Source organism: Mycobacterium sp. THU-M104 (genome assembly GCF_049197365.1).
Taxonomy (GTDB): Bacteria; Actinomycetota; Actinomycetes; order Mycobacteriales; family Mycobacteriaceae; genus Mycobacterium.
Map to the genome: position 1 here is coordinate 26,200 of NZ_JBMIOP010000182.1, position 18,534 is coordinate 44,733.

The 18,534-nt window shown below is 69.8% G+C and carries 14 protein-coding genes and 2 pseudogenes; 5 read left to right on the forward strand and 11 right to left on the reverse strand.

Annotation, left to right across the window (positions count from 1 at the left end):
- Window positions 1–2: 2 nt before the first annotated feature.
- Genes ACOJVU_RS14580 through ACOJVU_RS14590 form a run of 3 tightly spaced genes read right to left on the reverse strand, consistent with a single transcriptional unit; the run spans window position 3 to window position 2,417 of the window.
- Complete coding sequence (locus tag ACOJVU_RS14580; protein WP_421530422.1) at window positions 3–818, reverse strand: HAD family hydrolase; 816 nt, start codon at window positions 816–818, stop codon at window positions 3–5.
- 28 nt (window positions 819–846) lie between these two features.
- Entirely contained in the window at window positions 847–1,632 is a 786-nt protein-coding gene (locus ACOJVU_RS14585) for a lysophospholipid acyltransferase family protein (protein ID WP_421530423.1), read from the reverse strand.
- 23 nt (window positions 1,633–1,655) lie between these two features.
- A complete protein-coding gene (locus tag ACOJVU_RS14590) occupies window positions 1,656–2,417 on the reverse strand; it encodes a lysophospholipid acyltransferase family protein (protein ID WP_421530424.1) in 762 nt (253 codons plus the stop codon).
- Between the two features lie 162 nt (window positions 2,418–2,579).
- Here ACOJVU_RS14590 and ACOJVU_RS14595 point away from each other — a divergent pair, with 162 nt between their 5' ends.
- Together ACOJVU_RS14595 and ACOJVU_RS14600 are read left to right on the forward strand one after the other, a co-directional pair.
- Window positions 2,580–4,130, forward strand: coding sequence for a Rieske 2Fe-2S domain-containing protein (locus ACOJVU_RS14595; protein ID WP_421530425.1), 1,551 nt, complete (start codon window positions 2,580–2,582; stop codon window positions 4,128–4,130).
- Complete coding sequence (locus ACOJVU_RS14600) at window positions 4,127–4,471, forward strand: hypothetical protein (RefSeq protein WP_421530426.1); 345 nt, start codon at window positions 4,127–4,129, stop codon at window positions 4,469–4,471. The genes ACOJVU_RS14595 and ACOJVU_RS14600 overlap by 4 nt, the downstream gene beginning before the upstream one ends.
- Here the strand turns inward: ACOJVU_RS14600 and ACOJVU_RS14605 are convergent.
- Entirely contained in the window at window positions 4,455–5,885 is a 1,431-nt protein-coding gene (locus tag ACOJVU_RS14605; protein ID WP_421530427.1) for a condensation domain-containing protein, read from the reverse strand. The genes ACOJVU_RS14600 and ACOJVU_RS14605 overlap by 17 nt on opposite strands.
- A gap of 112 nt (window positions 5,886–5,997) precedes the next feature.
- On the opposite strand from ACOJVU_RS14605, the gene ACOJVU_RS14610 reads away from it, so the two are divergent.
- Window positions 5,998–6,672 (forward strand): GAP family protein, encoded by a 675-nt coding sequence (locus ACOJVU_RS14610; RefSeq protein WP_421530428.1) that lies wholly within the window; start codon window positions 5,998–6,000, stop codon window positions 6,670–6,672.
- An 11-nt stretch (window positions 6,673–6,683) separates the two neighbouring features.
- The gene (locus ACOJVU_RS14615) at window positions 6,684–7,784 is read left to right on the forward strand and encodes a PE-PPE domain-containing protein (RefSeq protein WP_421530429.1); all 1,101 of its coding nucleotides are present in this window, start codon (window positions 6,684–6,686) and stop codon (window positions 7,782–7,784) included.
- A 2-nt stretch (window positions 7,785–7,786) separates the two neighbouring features.
- Here the strand turns inward: ACOJVU_RS14615 and ACOJVU_RS14620 are convergent, their stop codons facing one another.
- From ACOJVU_RS14620 to ACOJVU_RS14635, 4 genes and pseudogenes are all read right to left on the reverse strand, one after another.
- The gene (locus ACOJVU_RS14620; protein WP_421530430.1) at window positions 7,787–10,978 is read right to left on the reverse strand and encodes an RND family transporter; all 3,192 of its coding nucleotides are present in this window, start codon (window positions 10,976–10,978) and stop codon (window positions 7,787–7,789) included.
- A 19-nt stretch (window positions 10,979–10,997) separates the two neighbouring features.
- Window positions 10,998–12,437, reverse strand: a complete 1,440-nt coding sequence (locus ACOJVU_RS14625) for an acyltransferase (RefSeq protein ID WP_421530431.1) — start codon at window positions 12,435–12,437, stop codon at window positions 10,998–11,000.
- Window positions 12,400–12,696, reverse strand: a complete 297-nt coding sequence (locus ACOJVU_RS14630; protein WP_421530439.1) for an acyl carrier protein — start codon at window positions 12,694–12,696, stop codon at window positions 12,400–12,402. The genes ACOJVU_RS14625 and ACOJVU_RS14630 overlap by 38 nt, the downstream gene beginning before the upstream one ends.
- Before the next feature lie 6 nt (window positions 12,697–12,702).
- Window positions 12,703–14,892: pseudogene (locus ACOJVU_RS14635) on the reverse strand (acyltransferase domain-containing protein); the annotation flags it as partial.
- Window positions 14,893–15,103: 211 nt separating this feature from the next.
- Between ACOJVU_RS14635 and ACOJVU_RS14640 the strand changes: the two are divergent.
- Window positions 15,104–16,867, forward strand: coding sequence for an AMP-binding protein (locus tag ACOJVU_RS14640; RefSeq protein WP_421530432.1), 1,764 nt, complete (start codon window positions 15,104–15,106; stop codon window positions 16,865–16,867).
- Here the strand turns inward: ACOJVU_RS14640 and ACOJVU_RS14645 are convergent.
- From ACOJVU_RS14645 to ACOJVU_RS14655, 3 genes and pseudogenes are all read right to left on the reverse strand, one after another.
- Window positions 16,831–16,920: pseudogene (locus ACOJVU_RS14645) on the reverse strand (hypothetical protein); the annotation flags it as partial. The gene ACOJVU_RS14640 and the pseudogene ACOJVU_RS14645 sit on opposite strands and share 37 nt — an antisense overlap.
- 10 nt (window positions 16,921–16,930) lie before the next feature.
- Window positions 16,931–18,040 (reverse strand): GGDEF domain-containing protein, encoded by a 1,110-nt coding sequence (locus ACOJVU_RS14650; RefSeq protein WP_421530440.1) that lies wholly within the window; start codon window positions 18,038–18,040, stop codon window positions 16,931–16,933.
- A 118-nt stretch (window positions 18,041–18,158) separates the two neighbouring features.
- Window positions 18,159–18,534, reverse strand: a 376-nt coding sequence (locus ACOJVU_RS14655; protein ID WP_421530433.1) for an aminoacyl--tRNA ligase-related protein, incomplete at its 5' end; no start/stop codon positions are given.

An 18,534-nucleotide genomic window follows, 5' to 3' on the forward strand; every position in this document is an offset into this window, starting at 1 on the left:
GCTCAGAGCCACCAGCGTTCCAGCACCCGCGCCACCCCGTCGTCACTGTTGGGCGCGGTGATCTCGTCGGCGGCGGCGAGCACCTCGGGATGGGCGTTGCCCATCGCCACACCATGGCCGGCCCACAGCAGCAGGGGCAGGTCATTGGGCATGTCGCCGAATGCGAGCACCTCACCGCGACCGATCTCCGACGCCGTGGCGATCTCCTCGACACCGGTGGCCTTGCTGATCCCCACCGGCATGATCTCGACCAGTCCGTTGTCTGTGGAGTAGGTGATGTCGCCCTCGATGCCGACATGTCTGGCCAGGGCGGCGGCCATGTCCGCGCTGCGGGCACCCGACTGCCGGATCAGCAACTTGATCGCCGGGGCGCTGAGCAGGTCCTCGATCGCCACCTCGATGTTGTCCGGATTGAGCCACGCGTGCTCGTAGCCGGGCGAACTGACGAACTGCGGGGTGGCCGTGTCGTGGGCGCGTTCGCCGATCCGCTCGACCGCCAGACCCGCACCGGGGATCACGCGAGCGGCCAGTTCGGCCAGCTCGGCCAGAGTGTCGACATCGAGTGTGCGCGCCGACACCACCCGGTCGCTGCCGGGGTCGTAGATGACCGCCCCGTTGGCGCACACCGCCATCGGCGCGAATCCGAGCTCGTCGACGACCGGGCGTATCCAGCGCGGTGGGCGACCGGTGGCCAGGACGAACTGCGCGCCGCCGGCGACGGCGGCGCGCACCGCGGCGCGGGTGCGGGGGCTGATGGTGTCGTCGTCGTCGAACAGGGTGCCGTCGACGTCACAGGCGACGAGCGCCGGCAGCGTCATTGTCGGATCACAGGATTTCCGGCCGCCGTCAGTGGATTCCGTCTTGCGCGCGCCCCGGCGGCGTGACGCCGTCGTGCCCGTACTGCTGCGCCCGCTGCAGCAGTTCGGCCACCCGCATCGCGCGGGAGTCGTCCTGGGTCGGCGCACCGCCGCCCATCCGGCGCGGCACCCAGAATTCACCCGCTGGATGCGGGTATTCCTCCTGCACCCGGTACAGCAGCGAGTTCATCGCCCGCCGCAACGCCGCGTTGAGGTGCTCGGGTTTGCCTTCCGGCGGCAGCGGCCGCCCAGCCGCCACGATGATGGGGATCTTGTTGCGCAGCAACTTTTTGCGATGATCCTTGGGCCAGATGCGGTGGGCTCCCCAGACGATCAGCGGGACGATCGGCACCTGCGCCTCCAGCGCCATCCGTACCGTACCGGTCTTGAAGGCCCGCAGCTCGTAGCTGCGGCTGATGGTGGCCTCGGGGTGCACGCCGACGAGCTCGCCCTCGCGCAGCCGCCGGACGGCCACCGCGTAGGCGTCGCGCCCGTCACGGCGGTCCACCGGGATCAGCCCGGCGTGCCGGACGACGTAGCCGACCCCCTTCACGTCGGCCATCTCGGCCTTGATCATGAAGCGCAGGCGCCGCTTGCGCCGGTGGGCGGCCAGCGACGCGGGCAGCCAGTCCAGGTAGCTGGTGTGGTTGAGCGCGATCAGCGCCCCACCCCGCGCCGGGATGTTCTCCAATTCCTGGTAGGTGATCTTCGTCCCGTTCATCGCCACGACGGGCGGGACGATCGTCTCCGCGAAGCGGAAAAACGGCTCGGCCATGTCGCTCCTTCCCCTGCGCGCGTTTACCGCGCCTGGCCCGGCGAAGGGTCCTGCGCCCTCGCCGCCGCTTCCTCGGCGTCCAGGTGGGCCGCCTCGGCCAGCGACGGGGCGCCCCCGCCCAGCCGGCGCGGCACCCAGAACTCGCCGGCCGGGTGGGGTCCGTATTCCTCCTGCGCCCGCTCCAACAGGTGCTGCATGCGCGAGTGCAGCAGGGCGTTGAGCTCCGTAACGCCCAGTGTCGGCTCGATCGGTTCACCGACGAGCACCGTGATCGGCACCTTGGGTCGCCACAGCTTCTTGGGATGGCCCTTGGTCCAGATCCGCTGCGCTCCCCAGACGACGACCGGGACGATCGGCACCCCGGCATCGACCGCCATCCGCGCGGCCCCGGTCTTGAATTCCTTGATCTCGAAGCTGCGGCTGATGGTGGCCTCCGGATAGACGCCGACCAGCTCGCCGTCTTTGAGGTTGCGCACGGCGGCCTCGTAGGAAGCGGCGCCGTGCTGCCGGTCCACCGGGATGTGCCGCAGGCGGCGCATGATCGGCCCGGTGACCTTGTGGTCGAAGACTTCCCGTTTGGCCATGAACCGCACTTTGCGGCCCAGGCCCTGCCGGTAGGCGGGCAAACCCGCGAACGTGAAGTCGAGGTAGCTGGTGTGGTTGATCGCCACGACGGCGCCACCGGCGGCCGGCAGGTTCTGCAGACCCGTGACGGTGATGGACAGTCCCTGAACCCGCCACACCAAGCGGGCTAGCTGAATGAGAGTCCAGTACGCCGGTTCCACAGGTTCCCAGCCTAGTGCGCACGGCCGCGCGCCGCCTACGGCGTCGAACCCGACCCGGCCCGACTCGCCCACTACCGGCGATTGTGGCGAGCCGAGGATTCCGCCGCGCGCTAAGCTCGGGGGCTGACGAGGCGAAGCCTCAACCATCGACGAGGGGGATTTGTGCAGGTCACCAGCGTCGGCCACGCCGGATTTCTGATCCAGACCCACGCGGGCAGCATCCTGTGCGACCCGTGGGTCAACCCGGCCTACTTCGCGTCCTGGTTCCCGTTTCCCGACAACAGCACGCTGGACTGGGACGCACTGGGCGACTGCGACTACCTCTACGTCTCCCACCTGCACAAAGACCATTTCGACGCGCGGAACCTGCGCGAGCACGTCAACAAAAATGCGGTGGTCCTGCTGCCGGACTTCCCGGTGCCCGACCTGCGAAACGAGCTGGAAAAACTGGGCTTTCACCGGTTCTTCGAGACCGGCAACGCCGTCAAACACCGGGTCAGCGGCCCCAAGGGCGACCTCGACGTCATGATCATCGCCCTGCGGGCACCTGCCGACGGCCCGATCGGCGACTCGGCGCTGGCGGTTTCCGACGGCGTCACAACGGTTTTCAACATGAACGACGCCCGCCCGGTCGACTTGGACGTGCTGGCAAGTGAATTCGGCCACGTCGACGTGCACATGCTGCAGTACTCCGGGGCGATCTGGTATCCGATGGTCTACGACATGCCCGCGCGGGCGAAGGAGTCCTTCGGCATCCAGAAGCGGCAACGCCAGATGGACCGGGCGCGCCAGTACATCGCCCAGGTGGGGGCGACCTGGGTGGTGCCGTCGGCGGGTCCGCCGTGCTTCCTGGACCCCGAGCTGCGCCACCTCAACGACGACGGCTCGGATCCAGCCAACATCTTCCCCGACCAGATGGTCTTCTTGGAGCAGATGCGCATCGGTGGGCACGACGGCGGGCTGCTGATGATCCCCGGGTCGGTCGCCGAGTTCTCCGGCGCGACGCTGATCTCGCTGCACCACCCGCTGCCCGAGGATCGGGTCGAGGCGATCTTCACCACCGCCAAGGCGGACTACATCGCCGACTACGCCGACCGGATGGCCGGCGTCATCGCCAGGGAGCGTGAGGGCTGGGCCCCGGCGGCCGGGGAGCCGCTGCTCGGGCAGCTGCGCGCACTGTTCGAGCCGATCATGGGAGCCAGCGACGAGATCTGCGACGGCATCGGCTCCCCGGTCGAGTTGGTGATCGGTCCCGAGACGGTGATCCTGGACTTCCCCAAACGCACAGTGCGCGAACCGAATCCCGACGAAACGGTTCGCTACGGCTTCACGATTGCGCCCGAGCTGGTGCGCACCGTGCTGCGCGATGACGAACCGGACTGGGTCAACACCATCTTCTTGTCCACCCGTTTCACGGCATGGCGGATCGGCGGCTACAACGAATACCTGTACACGTTCTTCAAGTGCCTGACCGACGAACGGGTGGCCTACGCCGACGGATGGTTCGCCGAAAAGCACGACGACTCCGCGTCGATCACCTTGGGGGGCTGGCAGGTTCAACGCCGCTGCCCACACCTCAAGGCCGACCTCTCCAAATTCGGTGTCGTGGAAGGTGATGCGCTGACCTGCAACCTGCACGGATGGCAATGGCGCTTGACCGACGGCCACTGCCTGACCGCGCGGGGGCATCAGCTGCGAAGCTCGCGGGAGTGAGCCGGGCCGGCGGCCAAACCTACGACGACGGCCTGATCCAGCTGGACCGGGCGGCGATCACGCTGCGCCGCTACCACTTTCCGTCCGGTACGTCGAAGGTGATCGCACTCGACAGCGTCCGCGGGTACAAGGCCGAACGACTGGGCCTGTTCGTCCAGCGGTTCCGCATCTGGGGTAGCTCCGACTTGCGCCGCTGGCTGCCCCTGGACGTCCACCGGCCGTTGAAGTCGCTGCTGGTCACGCTGGACATACCGGGGACCTGGCCCAGCCCGGCGTGCACCCCGGAGCGCCCGGAGGAGTTCCTGGCGCTGCTCGACGAGCTGATCAGTCGCCGCCGTTAGCGGCCGGCCGCGCACCGGCCAGACTGCGGAGGTGCCCGCCGTCGGCGACGCGCGCGTACACCGATTTCATCGCCGAGAGGTACCGATCGATGGATTCGCGGGCGACCGGATTGTCCGGGAACAGCACCGTCACCGTCGTCTCATGCGAAAAACGGTTGACCCACATCGAGACTTGATGGGAGATCCTGCCTTCGTCGTAGATCCGGAAATTCAGGTCGGAATTGGCGACCGCGGACAGGGGCGCGATGCTCGCGTCCAGGAAGGACATCACGAAGTTGCCGGGCCGGGGCCTGGTGAGCCCCATCGCGGGCGGCGCCAATTCCACCACGCGGTCGAACGGTACCGTGGCCAACTCCACGCCTGAATCGAAGCATGCCTGCGCGGCTCGGGCGGCGTCGGCGAAGGTCGTCGCGCCCGCGGGGACGGTCACCGGGACCAGCCCGGTGAACCAGCCCATCGTCACGAGTTCTGTTGCGGTTCTGCGGGTATCGGTCGTGACGACCACGGAGAACGCTCCGGTACCGGTCAACTCGCGTTGCGTCAGCGCGGCGCAGGCGAAGACCCCGCCGCTGAAGCGCGCGCCCGCCGCGACGCAGGCCGACTCGAACCGCTCCGACTGTTCTTCGTCCAGCAGCGTTTCCGTGATCAGCTTGCCCGCGTAGGGCACCGACAGGTCGCCCAGCGGCAACGGGTAGTACGGAAGGGTTCCGCCGTTGTCGGCGGCGAACCGGATCCACCCGCGGACCGGGGCAGACTCCCCGGTCAACGCGCACGCGTCGCGCTGCTGGCGCAGGCAGTAATCGGCGTAGCGGCCCGCATCAGGCAGCGCGACGGGCGGCTCACCGCCCACCAACGCGCCGTACATCGCATGGATCTCGGTGAACAGCACACCCATGACCATCGGGTCCACCAACAGGTGAGCGATGCTCGCGTAGAAGGTGAAGTGGTGGTCGCTCTGCACGATTCCGAACACGAAGCAGTCCCACTGCAGCGGGTGCGGCGCACTGATGTGGTCGCGCAGGTCCGCCGCCGTCATCTCGGCATGCTCGACCGGCATCAGCTCGATGGCGGAGGGATCGGCGACGGTGTGCCGCACGATGCGACCCGAATCCTCGCAGTCGAACCAGCTGTGGTATGTGTCGTGGCGCCGTAGGTGCGCGTTGACGGCAAAGTTCATCGCCCGCACGTCGCACCGCCCGGCCACGTCCCAGGTGAAGATCATCAGCCGCGACAGATCGAGGCCCCGGGCCGCATGTTCGCGGTAACGGCGCAGATTCTGGGCTTGCTGGTAGCTGGGCGGCACCGCGCTGACCGGCGCCTGGCGGGCTCTGTCTTTGGCCGCAGGCGAGGCGTGCCAACAGACGACCTGTCCGGGCCCCGGCGTCCAGTCCCGCAGCGTTGCTATACCGAACACGATCTCCCTGTTCTGCCACCGCACCCGGCCCGAGATAACGACCTTACCCGGCGACGCAGGTTCGGGACTTGTTTCCGCCCGAGGCCCGCTCGGGTGCAGTAGGTTCGACACCATGTGGCCGACCGTGCTCTTGTTGGGGCTCTCGGTGGTGCTGGAACCGATACGCATCGGCCTGGTGGTCCTCATGCTGAACCGGCGGCGCCCGATGCTTCAACTGTGGGTATTTCTCTGCGGCGGTGTGACAATGGGCGTGGGTGTGGGCCTGGTCCTGCTGTTCCTGATCGGCGCCACCCCGTTGGCTGGGCACCTGACCATTGCCGGGGTGCAGATCTCGACCGGGCTGATCGCTCTGCTCGTCGCCGCGACGCTGATCACCGGCGCCTCGGCCAGGTTCTTTCGCCGGGTTCCGCCGGGGACGACGATCCGCGGCGTCGGGCGGCTCTCGGCGATCGCGCGGCGGCTTCTGCACGGCGATTCGCTGTGTGTCGCCGCGGTCGCCGGGCTGGGAGCCGCGCTGCCGTCGGCGAACTACCTGGGGGCCATGGCGGCAATCCTCGCCTCCGGTGCCGTACCCGCGGTGCGGGCCGAAGCGCTGTTCGCATTCAACGCCGTGGCGTTCGCGATGGCCGAGATCCCGCTGATCAGCTACGTGGTGGCGCCGCACAAGACGCGCGCCGCCGCAGCCGAACTGAGGGACTGGCTGCGCGCCCGGACGCAACGCGGCGCCGGTTTCATGGTGGGAGCGGGCGGCTGCCTCATGCTCACGCTCGGATTGAGCAGGCTCTGAGGACCGGCGCAGTGGCATCAGCGGATTCGGTGAACAGATTGCTGGGCCGGGCCGTGGCGGTGGGGCTGCTGACGTGGGCGGTGCCGGTGGATGACGGCGTCGCCTCCGCCGACACCGCCTTGATCGTGCCCGGCACCGCGCCGTCCCCGTACCAGCCGCTGAGGTCGCTGTACCACTTCGATCCCGCGACCCGGCCCGAGATCGGCGCGAACTATTACAGCCCCGATGCCACCCGGCGCGTCATTGCCTATCCCGGCAGCTTCTGGCCGGTGACCGGATTGCAGTCGCCGACCGTCGGCAGTTCGGTGGCCACCGGAGCCGCCAACCTGGACGCGGCCATCCGCGGCACCGGCGGGCCCATCTCGGTGGCCGGGCTGTCGCAGGGCGCACTGGCGCTCGACCGGGAACAGGCAAGGCTCGCCAACGACCCGAATGCGCCGCCGCCGGACCGGCTGACGTTCATCAAAGCCGGTGACCCCGACAACCTGCTCTCCCGTGCGTTCAAGCCGGGAACCCACATCCCCGTGCTCGACTACACCGTTCCGGCACCGTCGGAAAGCCAGTACGACACGGTCAACGTCGTCGGCCAGTACGACATCTTCTCCGACCCGCCCCACCATGTGGGGAACCTGCTCGCCGATCTCAACGCGGTCGCCGCGGGCGGGTACTACGGCCACAGCGCCACCGCGTTCTCCGACCCCGCCCGCGTGGCGCCGTGGGACGTCACGACGACGACCAACAGCCTGGGCGCCACCACGACGACCTACTTCATCCGCAGCGCCCGGCTACCGCTGGTACGGGCACTGGTGGACATGGCCGGCCTGCCGCCCGAGGCGGCGGGGACGCTCGACGCGGTGCTGCGGCCCATGATCGACCGGGCCTACGCCCCGGGGCCGGCAGCGCCCGGGAACCCTGTACGCCTGCTCACCGGAGTCGGCCACGCTCCCGCCGTCGCCCCGTCGGTCAGCGTTCCCGTGTCAGGCACCACCACCGCCCTCAGCGCCGCCAGGGCCGCCAGGGCCGCGACGAACGCTCTGCGGGGTGCCCGCGCACTCAAGGGCGCCAAGGGCGCGTTGGGGACGATCAGACGCCTGCTGCCCAAGGGTAAATGACCTCAGAGGCGCAGGCCGTGGTCCATCCGGAAGCCGATCAGGTCCTCGGCGTCGGCCGGCATGCGCAGTTCCTCGGGCAGCAGCGATGTGCGCTCGGCGGGACGGGTGCGCCGGCGATCAGGCCGTAACGGCCAGCGCAGCGACGGGCGCCACCAGTTCGCCTCGCCCACCAGCACCGCGATGGCCGGCACCGTGACGGTGCGAACCAGGAAGGTGTCCAGCAGCAGCCCGGTGCCCAGGACGAAGGCGTCCTGGACGACGCTGCTGAGGCTGGCGAACAGCAGGCCGTACATCGAGGCGGCCATGATCAGCCCGGCCGCGGTGATCACCCCTCCCGTCGAGCCCACCGTGCGGATCACCCCGGAGCGCAGGCCCGCAGCCGATTCGTCACGCAGTCGGGAGACGAGCAGCATGTTGTAGTCGGCACCCACGGCGACCAGCACGACGAAGGTCAATCCGGGGACGCTCCAGTGCAACTCGCGGCCGAGCAGGAACTGGAACACGATGACGCCGACACCCAGCGCCGCCAGGTAGGACAGGATGACCGAGCCGATCAGGTACAGCGGCGCGACGACCGCGCGCAGCAACAGGATCAGGATCAGCAACACGATGCAGATGGTCATGACGACGATGAGCCGGACGTCGTGATCGGAGTAGTCGCGCATGTCCTTGAGCACCGCCGGTAAACCCACCACCGAGACGGCGGCATCGGCCAGCGTGGTGTTCGGTTGGGCGCCCCGAGCAGCGGCCGTGATCGCGCGGACCTGGTCCGCGGCGGCGGCGCCGAACGGATCGAGGTTCGTCTGGATCAGGTACCGTACCGCGTGCCCACTGGGCGAGACGAAGGCCGAGGCGAGTTTTCTGAGTTCGTCGACATTCAAGCCCCCCAACAGGTCCCGCGCGGCGGGTGGCATCTCGGCGGGCGTGCCCCCCGCGCCGAGGGCGTACGTCAACACCTGCGGCGGAATGTAGAACCCCGCCATCGCCGGCGTGGTCGCCTCGTCCCTCATTCCCAGCAGGAAATCCGACGCCTCGCCCAGCCCGAGGCCCATCTTCTTGACCTGGTCGACCAGCGACTGCACCCCGTCGGCCAGTTGCCGGCTCCCGTCGGCGAGCGAGGTGGCGCCCTGCTGCAGGAAACCGACCTTGCCCCGCACGCCACCGGGCTCACCCATCCCCAGCGCACCCAGGGCGCCTACGGCGGCGCTCAGCGCCTTGCGCAAGCCGGCCACCGTGGCCGCCAGGGTCTGCAGGGCATGCGTCGACCGCAGCTCCCGCGCCAATTCCGAAAGCTTGCCCAGGGTTCCGTCGTCGCGGGCGATGACCACACGCCGCAGTTGCGTGCGCGCCTTGGCGCAGCCCGGCTCGGCGTCGCACATCGGGCTGCCGTCGAGTGCGCCCAGTACCGGGCCGGCCCAGTCGGAGTTGGCGGCCACGAAATCAGCGTCGGCACCGATGCTTTCGCCGAGTCGGCGCATGCTGCCGACCAGTTTCGCCGTTCCGTCGAGTTCCCCGAGCGTCCGGTGTCCGCCGAAGGCGCTGCCCAGGTGGGACAGCGCGTCGAGGAGACCGCCGGCCGTGGCGACGGCGCGGTTCACCTGGTCCCGCACATCGCCCAGCTTGGCCGCCATCAGATGGGCTCCGTCGGTCAGCTTGTCGAGATCTCCGGTGTGCCCGGTGATCTGCTCGGCGCCGTCCTGCAGCTTTTCGCCGACTTCGCCGGCCTGCCAGGACGCCCTGGCCTGCTGCAGCGACCGGCCCATGGGTCGCGTGATGCCCCGCACCGCCGCGACACCCGGAACCTGGCTGACCCGTCGCGCCGCCTCCTCCAGGTCGGCGAGGCTGCGCGGTGTGCGCAAGTCGCGCGGCGAGGTGATGACCAGGTATTCGGGGACGATCAAGTTGGGCGGGAAATGGCGGTCCAGAGTGGCGTATCCGAGCGAGCTGGCGACCCAGGGCGGCAGGCTCTTGCGCTCGTCGAAGTTGTAGTGGGCCATGCCCGCGCAGCCGGCCAGGATGACCAGCACCACCGCACTCGCCAGCAGATGCGCCCAGGGCCGCCGCACGATGTGAATCCCGGATCGACGCCACAGCCGCCGGGTCAGCTCGCGGCGCGGCGCAACCCAGCCACGGCGCCCGGTGAGCACCAGCAGGGCCGGCAGCAGCGTCACCGCGGCCAGGAACACCACCACGATCGACACACCCAGCACCGGGCCGACCGTTCGCAGGATCCCGAGCCGGGTGAAGATCATCGCCAGGAACGTGACCGCGACGGTGGCCGCCGAGGCGGCGATCACCTTGCCGATCGATGCCAGCGCCCGCACGACCGCCTGGTCGGATTCCATTCCGCGCCGCAGGCAGTCGTGATAGCGGCTGACGAGGAACACGGCGTAGTCGGTCCCCGCGCCCACCATCATTCCGCTCATGAAGATGACGGTCTGGTTGGCGACGCCCAATCCCAGCGTCCCGATTCCGGCCACCACGCGCTGCGCGACGAGGACGGACAGGCCGATCGTCAGCAGCGGCAACAGCATGGTGACCGGGTTGCGATAGATGACCAGCAGGATGACGAACAACAACAGCGGGATCGCGAGCTCGATCCGGGTCCTGTCCCGCTGGCCGGTGCGGTTGAGATCGGCGACGGTGGCCGCGGGGCCGGTCAGGTCGGCGCGCAGCGTCGACCCGGCGACGGCGTGCCCGACGATGTCGGCGACCCGCGCGTACGCCTGTTTGGACTCCCGCGAGCTCAACTCGCCCGGAAGACTGACCGGCAGGATCCAGGCCTTGTGGTCCTTGCTGGTCAGGACATCGCGCAGCGGCGGCGTCGCCAGGAAGTCCTGCACCGTCACGACATCGCGGGTGTCGCGGCGCAGCGCGCCGACCAGGTTGCGGTAGACGGCTTCGTCGGCCGGGCTCAGCCCCTTGGGATCGACCAGCACCACCACCGCCAGGCTGTCGGACCCGGCTTCTGCGAATGCCGCCGTCATGCGTTCGTTCGCGACGGACGACGGCGCGTACTGCGGCAGGATGTCCACCGGGTGGTTCTGGGAGACCTCTTCCAGGGACGGCATCGTCAACGACAGGATGCCTGCGAGCGCGGCCCAGCAGACGATCACCAGCCACGGCCACCGGACGATCACGCGACCCAGCCGCGGGAACACCCCCGCGTCACCGCATCGGCTGGTCTCGTTCATCGCGTCGGGTCACCCACCGTCAGCACGCCTGCTGGCGCCGAAGCGCCCCGGAGTCGTCGCCGGCCCCGGCGGCTTCACCATCGGCGACGCGCACGCAGACCGATCGCAGGGCCGCCAGGTACCGGGTCACGGATTCGCCGGCGACCGGGTTGCCGGGAAACAGCACGCTCGCAGCGGTCTCGTCGAACCGGCCCACCATCGTGTTCAGCGGATAGGTGACCCGGCCGTCGCTGTGCGCACCGACATGCAGGCCCCCGAACATCTTCGTCAGCACCGACAGCGGACTCACCTGGGCGTCGAAGAAGTTCACCAGCGAGAACAACGGCCGGGGCCGGATCAGCGACGGCACCAGTTCCACGACCCGTTCGAACGGCACCTGCGCGAGGTCGGCACCCGAATCGAAGGACGCCTGCGCGGCGCGGGCCGCCTCGCCGAAGGACGCCGCCGCGGGAACGGTGATCGGGATCAGCCCGGTGCACCAGCCCTGCGTCATGAAGTCCGCCTCGGTGCGACGGGTGTCTTTAGGTGTCAGGCCGTAATAGGTTTCGCCGCCGGTCAATTCGTGGACCGCCAGGGCGATGCACGCAAACATGCCCCCGACGAACCGGGCGCCCGCCGCGGTGCAGGCGGAGTCGAACCGCTCGGTTTGCTCCCGGTCCAGCAGGGTCACGCCGAGCAGGTCACCGCCGCAGGGCACCGACCACTCCCCCAGTGCCAGCGGGAACGCCGGGAATGTTCCGCCGTTCGCCTCGGCGAAGCCGATCCATGAGACCACCTCCGGCGAATCCGGGGTCAACGCCGCGGTGTACGCGCGCTGCCGCACGCAGAAGTCGTCATAGCTGCCGGCCGGGGGCAGCACGAGGGGCGGAGCGCCGACGACGAGCGCGTGGTACGTCGTCTGGAACTCGATGAGCCCCGCCCCGACGAACTGCCCGTCGGCGTGCAGATGGTCGATGCTGGCGTAGAACGTGAAGCCGTCGGCGCGCTGAATGATCCCGAAGCTGAAGCAATCCCACTGCAGCGGGCCGGGTGTGGCCACGATGTGGTCGCGCAGTTGCGGACTCGTCCGCTCGCCGTGCGTGGTCGGCACGAACTCGATGTCGGCGGCGTCGGCGATGGTGTGCCGGACGATGTGGTCGGCGTCGCGGTACTCGAACCAGCTGCGATAGGTGTCATGCCGACGCAGGTGCGCGTTGATCACGTAGGACATCGCGCGGAGATCGCACCGGCCGTCCACGTCGACCGAGGCGATCAGCAGCCTCGAGTGATCCAGTCCCCGGGCGGCCTGATCGGAGAAGCTGCGCAGATGCCGAGTCTGGATGTAGCTGGGCGGCACCGAGCTCACCGGCGCGGCGAGGGCCTTGGCACGGACGGCCGGCGAGGGGTGCCAGGAAACCAGCGAACCGGGACCGGGATCCCAGTCAGTGACCGTCGATACGTCGAGTGGCCCTATTCGCACTGCTGCCTCCTGTATCTCGGCGATTGTCCAGCTGTTCGTGGAGATGATCCGCCAGACCGCGCGCGGTGGTGCTGATGTCCTTGGGCGCCAGTCGTATTCCCGTCTCGGCCTGCAGGCGGGTGCGCAGTTCGAGGGCATTCAGCGAGTCCAGCCCGTACTCGGGCAGCGGCCGGTCCGGGTCGACCGCGCGGCGCAGGATCAGAGCGGTCTGCTCGAAGACCAGTTGACGGAGCCGGGCGGGCCGCTCCTGCGGCGGCAGGTCGTCGAGTTCGGCGCGGAATTCGCTCGTGGCACGGTCCTCGGGCGGCGGTGCGTGCGCCCCCGGCAGCGGCTGGTCCGCGACGCTCGCACCGCCGCGCCCGTGCGCGTCCGCGACGCCGCCGGAGCCGGGCAGGCGGCGCCGTGTCCAGGCCGCCGGCGGCACGTCGAGCAGGCATCCCTGCGGATAGGGCACCGCGAAATCCACCGCCGCGCCCGCGCCGTACAACTCGGCGAACACGCCCCGCAGTCCGTGCGGTGGCCGTCCGCCCCGCCGCATGCTCGCCAACGCGGCCACCGGCGTGCCGGCGGCCGCGGCCGTTTGCTCGACGGCCTGGATCAGCAGCGGGTGCGGGGAGAGCTCGGCGAAGACGCGGTGCCCGTCATCGAGCGCTGCGCGCACCGCGGCCGAGAACCGCACGGTGTGACGCAGGTTGTCCGCCCAGTAGCGGGCATCGCACGCCGGTTGCTCGCGCGGGTCGAACAGGGTCGCCGAGTAGTAGGGCACCCGGGGGGCCGTCGGACGCAGCTGCGCCAGTGCCTCGGACAGCTCGTCGAGGATGGCGTCGACGTGCGGGCAATGTGCCACGCCGAGGGCATCGACAGCCACTTCTCGCGCCGTCACCCCACGCCCCTCCCACCCGTTGAGCAGCGTGCGGACCGACTCCGGGGGCCCGGCGATCAGCGCGGTCACCGGCGAGGTCACCGCCGCGACGACGACGTCGTCGATGCCCAGGGCGGTCAGTTCCGAACGCACGCGCAATGCGGGCAGCTCCACCGCCGCCATCGCCACCGGACCGGCAACCGTGGCCATCAGGCGGGAGCTGCGGCAGACCAGCCGCACCCCGTCCTGAAGCGACAGCGCCCCCGCCACCACCGCCGCCGCGGCCTCGCCCAGCGAGTAACCGATCACACCACCCGGGGAGACCCCATAAGACCCGAGCGCGGCGGCCAGCGCCACCTGCATCGCGAACAGGGTCGGCTGCACCCGGGCGATACCGGCAACCAGTTCGGGCGCGGTCATCGCGGCGGTCACCGAGAACCCCGACTCCTGCGCGATCAGCGGTTCCAGCGTGGCCACGGTCGCGGCGAACACCGGTTCGCTCGTCAGCAGATCGGCCCCCATCGCAACCCACTGCGATCCCGCACCGGAGAACACCCACACCGGGCCGCGGTCGTCGCGCCCCACCGCGGGCCGGTACGTGGTGTCGCCGCCGGCCACCTCCCGCAGGCCGGCGATCAGCTCCTCGACGCCGTCGGCGATCACCGCCGTGCGTACGGCCCGGTGCGTGCGTCGCCGCGCCAGCGTGTAGGCCAGGTCCGACGGCACCACGCAGTGCGCCCGCCCGTGCACCCAGTCCGCGAGCCGGTCGGCGGTCTCGCGCAGCGCGTCGGCCGAGGACGCCGACACCAGGAACGCGGCCGGCCCCGGCGAAGCGGACCTGCCGGCGCCGTGGACATCGAGCTCTGCGGGCATGCGGTCGAGCTGCGAACCGCACGGGATCACCGCGGGCCCGACGGCCAGGACCTCCTTCATCAGCGCCAGCACCCCGCCGACGGACCACGGGTGCGCGCCGTCGGCCCGCACGGCGCACGGGTCCGCGTCGTCGCGGATGACGCCGAGGACCCGGTCACCGTCGGCAAGCGCGTCGGACAACCGTTTGAGTATCAGCGCGGCGCCGCCGTCGCCCGGAGCGAACCCGTCGGCGGCCAGCGCGAGATCGCTTTCTCCCTCGTGCAGGCTGCGGCAGGCCAGGTGGACCGCGCCCGGGCCGGAGGAGCAGTCGGTGTCCACCGTCATCGCCGGGCCGTGCGACCCGATAGCGTCGGCGATCCGCCCGGACGCCGTGCCGTGACCGGTGCGCGGCGATCCGTGTGGCCCCTGCGTGAGGCCCACGAACACCCCGGTCGCCGAGCCGGCCAGCGCCCCTGCGGTCAGCCCGGCGTGATCCACCGCCTCCCAGGAGACCTCCAGCAGCAGACGCTGCCGGGGGTCGAGTGCTGCGGCCTCGCGCTCGCCGATCCCGAAGAAGTCGCAGTCGAAAACGTCCGGATCCCCTCGCTGCCGAGACGATTCGGCGGTCGCGTCGCCGCCATCGAGCCGCGCCGCCCACAGCAGCTCGGGAGAGTCGATCCCCCCCGGCAGCCGGCAGGCCATGCCGACTACGGCGACCGGGGTCACATGTGGGGGGGCCACGTCCGTCAAGCGTTACCTCTCTCGCCAGCGGTTCACGCCGTGGTGGTCGGTTCCGATCCGGCAGGGCACCTACGTCAGGGAGGTGGCACCGCCCCGGCATCGAGGCCGAAGTCCGCACGCCGAGTTGAGCGACAGCGTAGCGGCCGCTTCGCCGATGCAGTCCGAAATCGCGGGTTCGCCGCAAAATCGCCCGCGGGTAGGGTGGCGCCTCGTGATCGAGCGGTCCGTTCCGGCGATGCTGCGCGAGTGCGCCACCCTGGCGCCCGACGGCACGGGTTTCACGTTCGTCGATTACGAACGGGACCCGGCCGGTCTCCGCGAAAGCCTCACCTGGTCGCAGACGTATCGGCGGGTTCTCGCTGTGGCGCGGGAACTCCGGATTGTTGCATCACCCGGCGACCGCGCTGTGCTCCTCGCGCCGCAGGGGCTCGATTATGTGGTGGCTTTTCTGGGCGCGTTGGAGGCCGGGGTCATCGCGGTTCCGCTCACCGGCGACCTCGGCGGCGCCGCCGACGAACGGGTCGACTCGGTGCTGCGCGACGCCGCGCCCACCGCAATTCTCACGACATCCTCCGTCGTCGGCGATGTCGTTCGGCGGGTGACGGCGTTGCCGTTCGAGTCCGCCCCGTCGATCATCGAGACCGATTTGCTGAGCAGCGACTCCCCGCTGGCATCCGGTTGCGGGCGCGCCGACTTCCCGGACACGGCCTACCTGCAGTACACATCGGGATCGACCCGTGAGCCGACGGGAGTGATGATTTCCCACGAGAACGTCCTGACGAATTTCGCGCAGCTGATGTCCGGCTACTTCGCTGACAGCGGGGGCGTCGCACCGTTGGACCTCACGCTGGTGTCATGGCTGCCGTTCTATCACGACATGGGTTTGGTGCTCGGAATCTGCGCGCCGATATTGAGCGGATTTCACGCCGTGCTCACGAGTCCGGCGTCGTTCCTACAGCGACCTCACCGGTGGATGCAGTTGCTGGCGACCAATTCTCGGGCATTTTCGGCGGCCCCCAATTTCGCGTTCGAACTGGCCGCGCGCAAATCGTCGGACGACGATATGGCCGGCCTCGATCTCGGCAACGTGCACACCATCCTCAGCGGGAGCGAACGTGTACAACCCGCCACCCTCGAGCGCTTCGCCGAGCGCTTCGCCCGTTTCAACCTGCGCGCCTCGGTCCTCCGACCCTCCTACGGACTCGCTGAAGCCACGGTGTACGTGGCGGCCGGCGATCCCGGTCGACCGGCGTCGATCGCCCACTTCGACTCCGGGCAACTCGCCGAGGGCCGCGCCCGGCGGTGCCCGGACGCGGCGGGCACCGCGCTGGTCGGCTACCCCCTGCGGGCATCACCGCTCGTGCGGATCGTCGATCCCGACACCCGCATCGAGTGTCCGGAGGGCACGGTCGGCGAGATCTGGGTATTCGGCGACAACGTGGCGGCCGGCTACTGGCAGAGGCCGGGGGACACGGAGCGGACCTTCGGAGAAAGAATCTCTGCGCCGTCGCCGGGGACACCCGAGTCGCCCTGGCTCCGAACAGGCGATTCCGGCTTCGTCTCCGGCGGCGAACTGTTCGTGATCGGCCGCATCAAGGACTTGCTGATCATTTACGGGCGCAACCATTCTCCCGACGACATCGAAGCGACCATCCAGGAGATCACCCGGGGCCGCTGCGCGGCGATCGCGGTTCCGGGCGACGGTACCGAAAAGCTGGTTGCCGTCGCCGAATTCGGTCCGCGCGGTGACGCGGACCGGCTCCGCGTGGTCACGCGTGAGGTGACCGCGGCGATCTCGGCCTCGCACGGCGTGGGCGTTTCCGACGTCGTCCTGGTCTCCCCCGGCTCCATCCCGATCACCACGAGCGGCAAGGTCAGGCGAGCGGAATGCGCCCGGCTCTACCACAGCGGCCTGTTCAGCCGCCTGGATGTCTCACCGCGCCGTTCCTCGAGCGCCGCGCGGCCGGCGTTGTAGCCGGGGATGAAGGTGATCCCCGGCCCACCGTGGCAACCCGCACTGCCCAGATACCGTGGACGCCTAATTTTTCTCGGCGCCGGGCCCGTCGCCGCAGCACAAGGTCAGGGGCACGTGGCGGCCGGCCAAGTTGCCGCCGCGGCGTTTGGCGGCGTACATCGCGGCGTCGGCGACCGAGATCAGCTCATTGAGCAATTCGTCGTTGTCCCGGTCCGGGAAACGCCCGTGCACACCGGCGGTCCCGACGCTGGCGGTGACACCGAAGGGCAGCGCGGCGATCGCGGCGCAGAGCCGTTCCGCTCGCACCCGCACCTCGTCGGGGGACCAGGCGTCGGCCACCAGGAACTCCTCGCCGCCCACGCGCCCGATGACCGCGGTACCGTCGGCGCCGGCGCGCAACGCCCGCGCCACCGACACCAGCGCGTCGTCGCCGGTGCCGTGCCCGTGGACGTCGTTGAGCAGTTTGAAGCGGTCCAGGTCGATCACGGCGACGACGAAATGCCCGAACTCGACGCGCTGCTCCTGCAACCGCACTTTGGCGCGCCGACGGAATGCGCGCCGGTTCAGCAATCCGGTGAGTTGGTCGCGGTCGGCGAGCACCGCGTCGGTGCGCAACATGTAGGTGATGGTCTGGAGCGCGAATGGCATGGCCGCGTCAAGCATCAGGATCAACAAGTAGCTGACCCCGGCAGCGGCAAGGCCGTACCGTCCGGCGATCCGATCGGCCTCGAATGCTCCCACGGCGGCGGCGACCGCAACGCAGTACCCCATCTGGCGCGCCGTGTGGAACACCGCGACATAGCAGGCGTTGATCCCGAACGTCGTGCACACGAGCAGGGCGGCGACAGGATGGCTCTGGGCCAACACCGCCAGCGCGATGCTGGTGTTGGTCAGCAGGGCCAGCCGGACGGCCCGGTCCCGGGGCGGCCAGCACACCGCCCACACCGCGGCGACGATCGCGGCGCTGCCGCAGGCGAGCACGACGCAGGCGACCTGAGCCGTCCCCCGCGGGCCGGTGGGAGTCCACACGGTCGCGAGCGCGGCCAGGGCCAGCCCGGCGGAGATCAGCGAGATCGCGGCCCGGACAAGGTGCGGCATCCCGCGGGTGCGCAGGTGACTGATGAGCTGTTCGTAATCATCGGTTTGGCGCCACCAGCGACCGACCCACTTCATCGTGGTCACCGTCTCCCCCTTCCGGGGTACCCCTTGCAACGCACCCGACGTGGGTTGCCGATGCTTGTCAGATGATAGTGCGGCGGCGCCAGCCGCACACCCGTCGGAGGCGGACGGGTCAGGCCTTCGGCTCCAGCACCTCGACGCCGACGAACGGGACGAGAGCTTGGGGGACCCGCACGCTCCCGTCGGGCTGCTGATGGTTCTCCAGGATCGCCACCAACCATCGCGTGGTGCCCAGGGTGCCGTTGAGAGTCGCCGCGGCCCGCGGCTTGCCCTGGTTGTCGCGGAAGCGGGTCGACAGCCGGCGCGCCTGGAAGGTGGTGCAGTTCGACGTCGACGTCAGCTCCCGATAGGTCCCCTGGGTGGGCACCCACGCCTCGCAGTCGAATTTGCGGGCGGCCGACGAGCCGAGGTCGCCCGCGGCGACGTCGATCACCCGGTACGGCACCTCGATCTGCGCCAGCATCTGGCGCTGCCAGCCCAGCAGCCGC

Bases quoted from the DNA above. Each gene is read 5' to 3' on its own strand.
- ACOJVU_RS14580 (WP_421530422.1), bottom strand. From the start codon at position 818: ATGACGCTGCCGGCGCTCGTCGCCTGTGACGTCGACGGCACCCTGTTC.
- ACOJVU_RS14585 (WP_421530423.1), bottom strand. From the start codon at position 1,632: ATGGCCGAGCCGTTTTTCCGCTTCGCGGAGACGATCGTCCCGCCCGTC.
- ACOJVU_RS14610 (WP_421530428.1), top strand. From the start codon at position 5,998: ATGTGGCCGACCGTGCTCTTGTTGGGGCTCTCGGTGGTGCTGGAACCG.
- ACOJVU_RS14620 (WP_421530430.1), bottom strand. From the start codon at position 10,978: ATGAACGAGACCAGCCGATGCGGTGACGCGGGGGTGTTCCCGCGGCTG.
- ACOJVU_RS14650 (WP_421530440.1), bottom strand. From the start codon at position 18,040: ATGAAGTGGGTCGGTCGCTGGTGGCGCCAAACCGATGATTACGAACAG.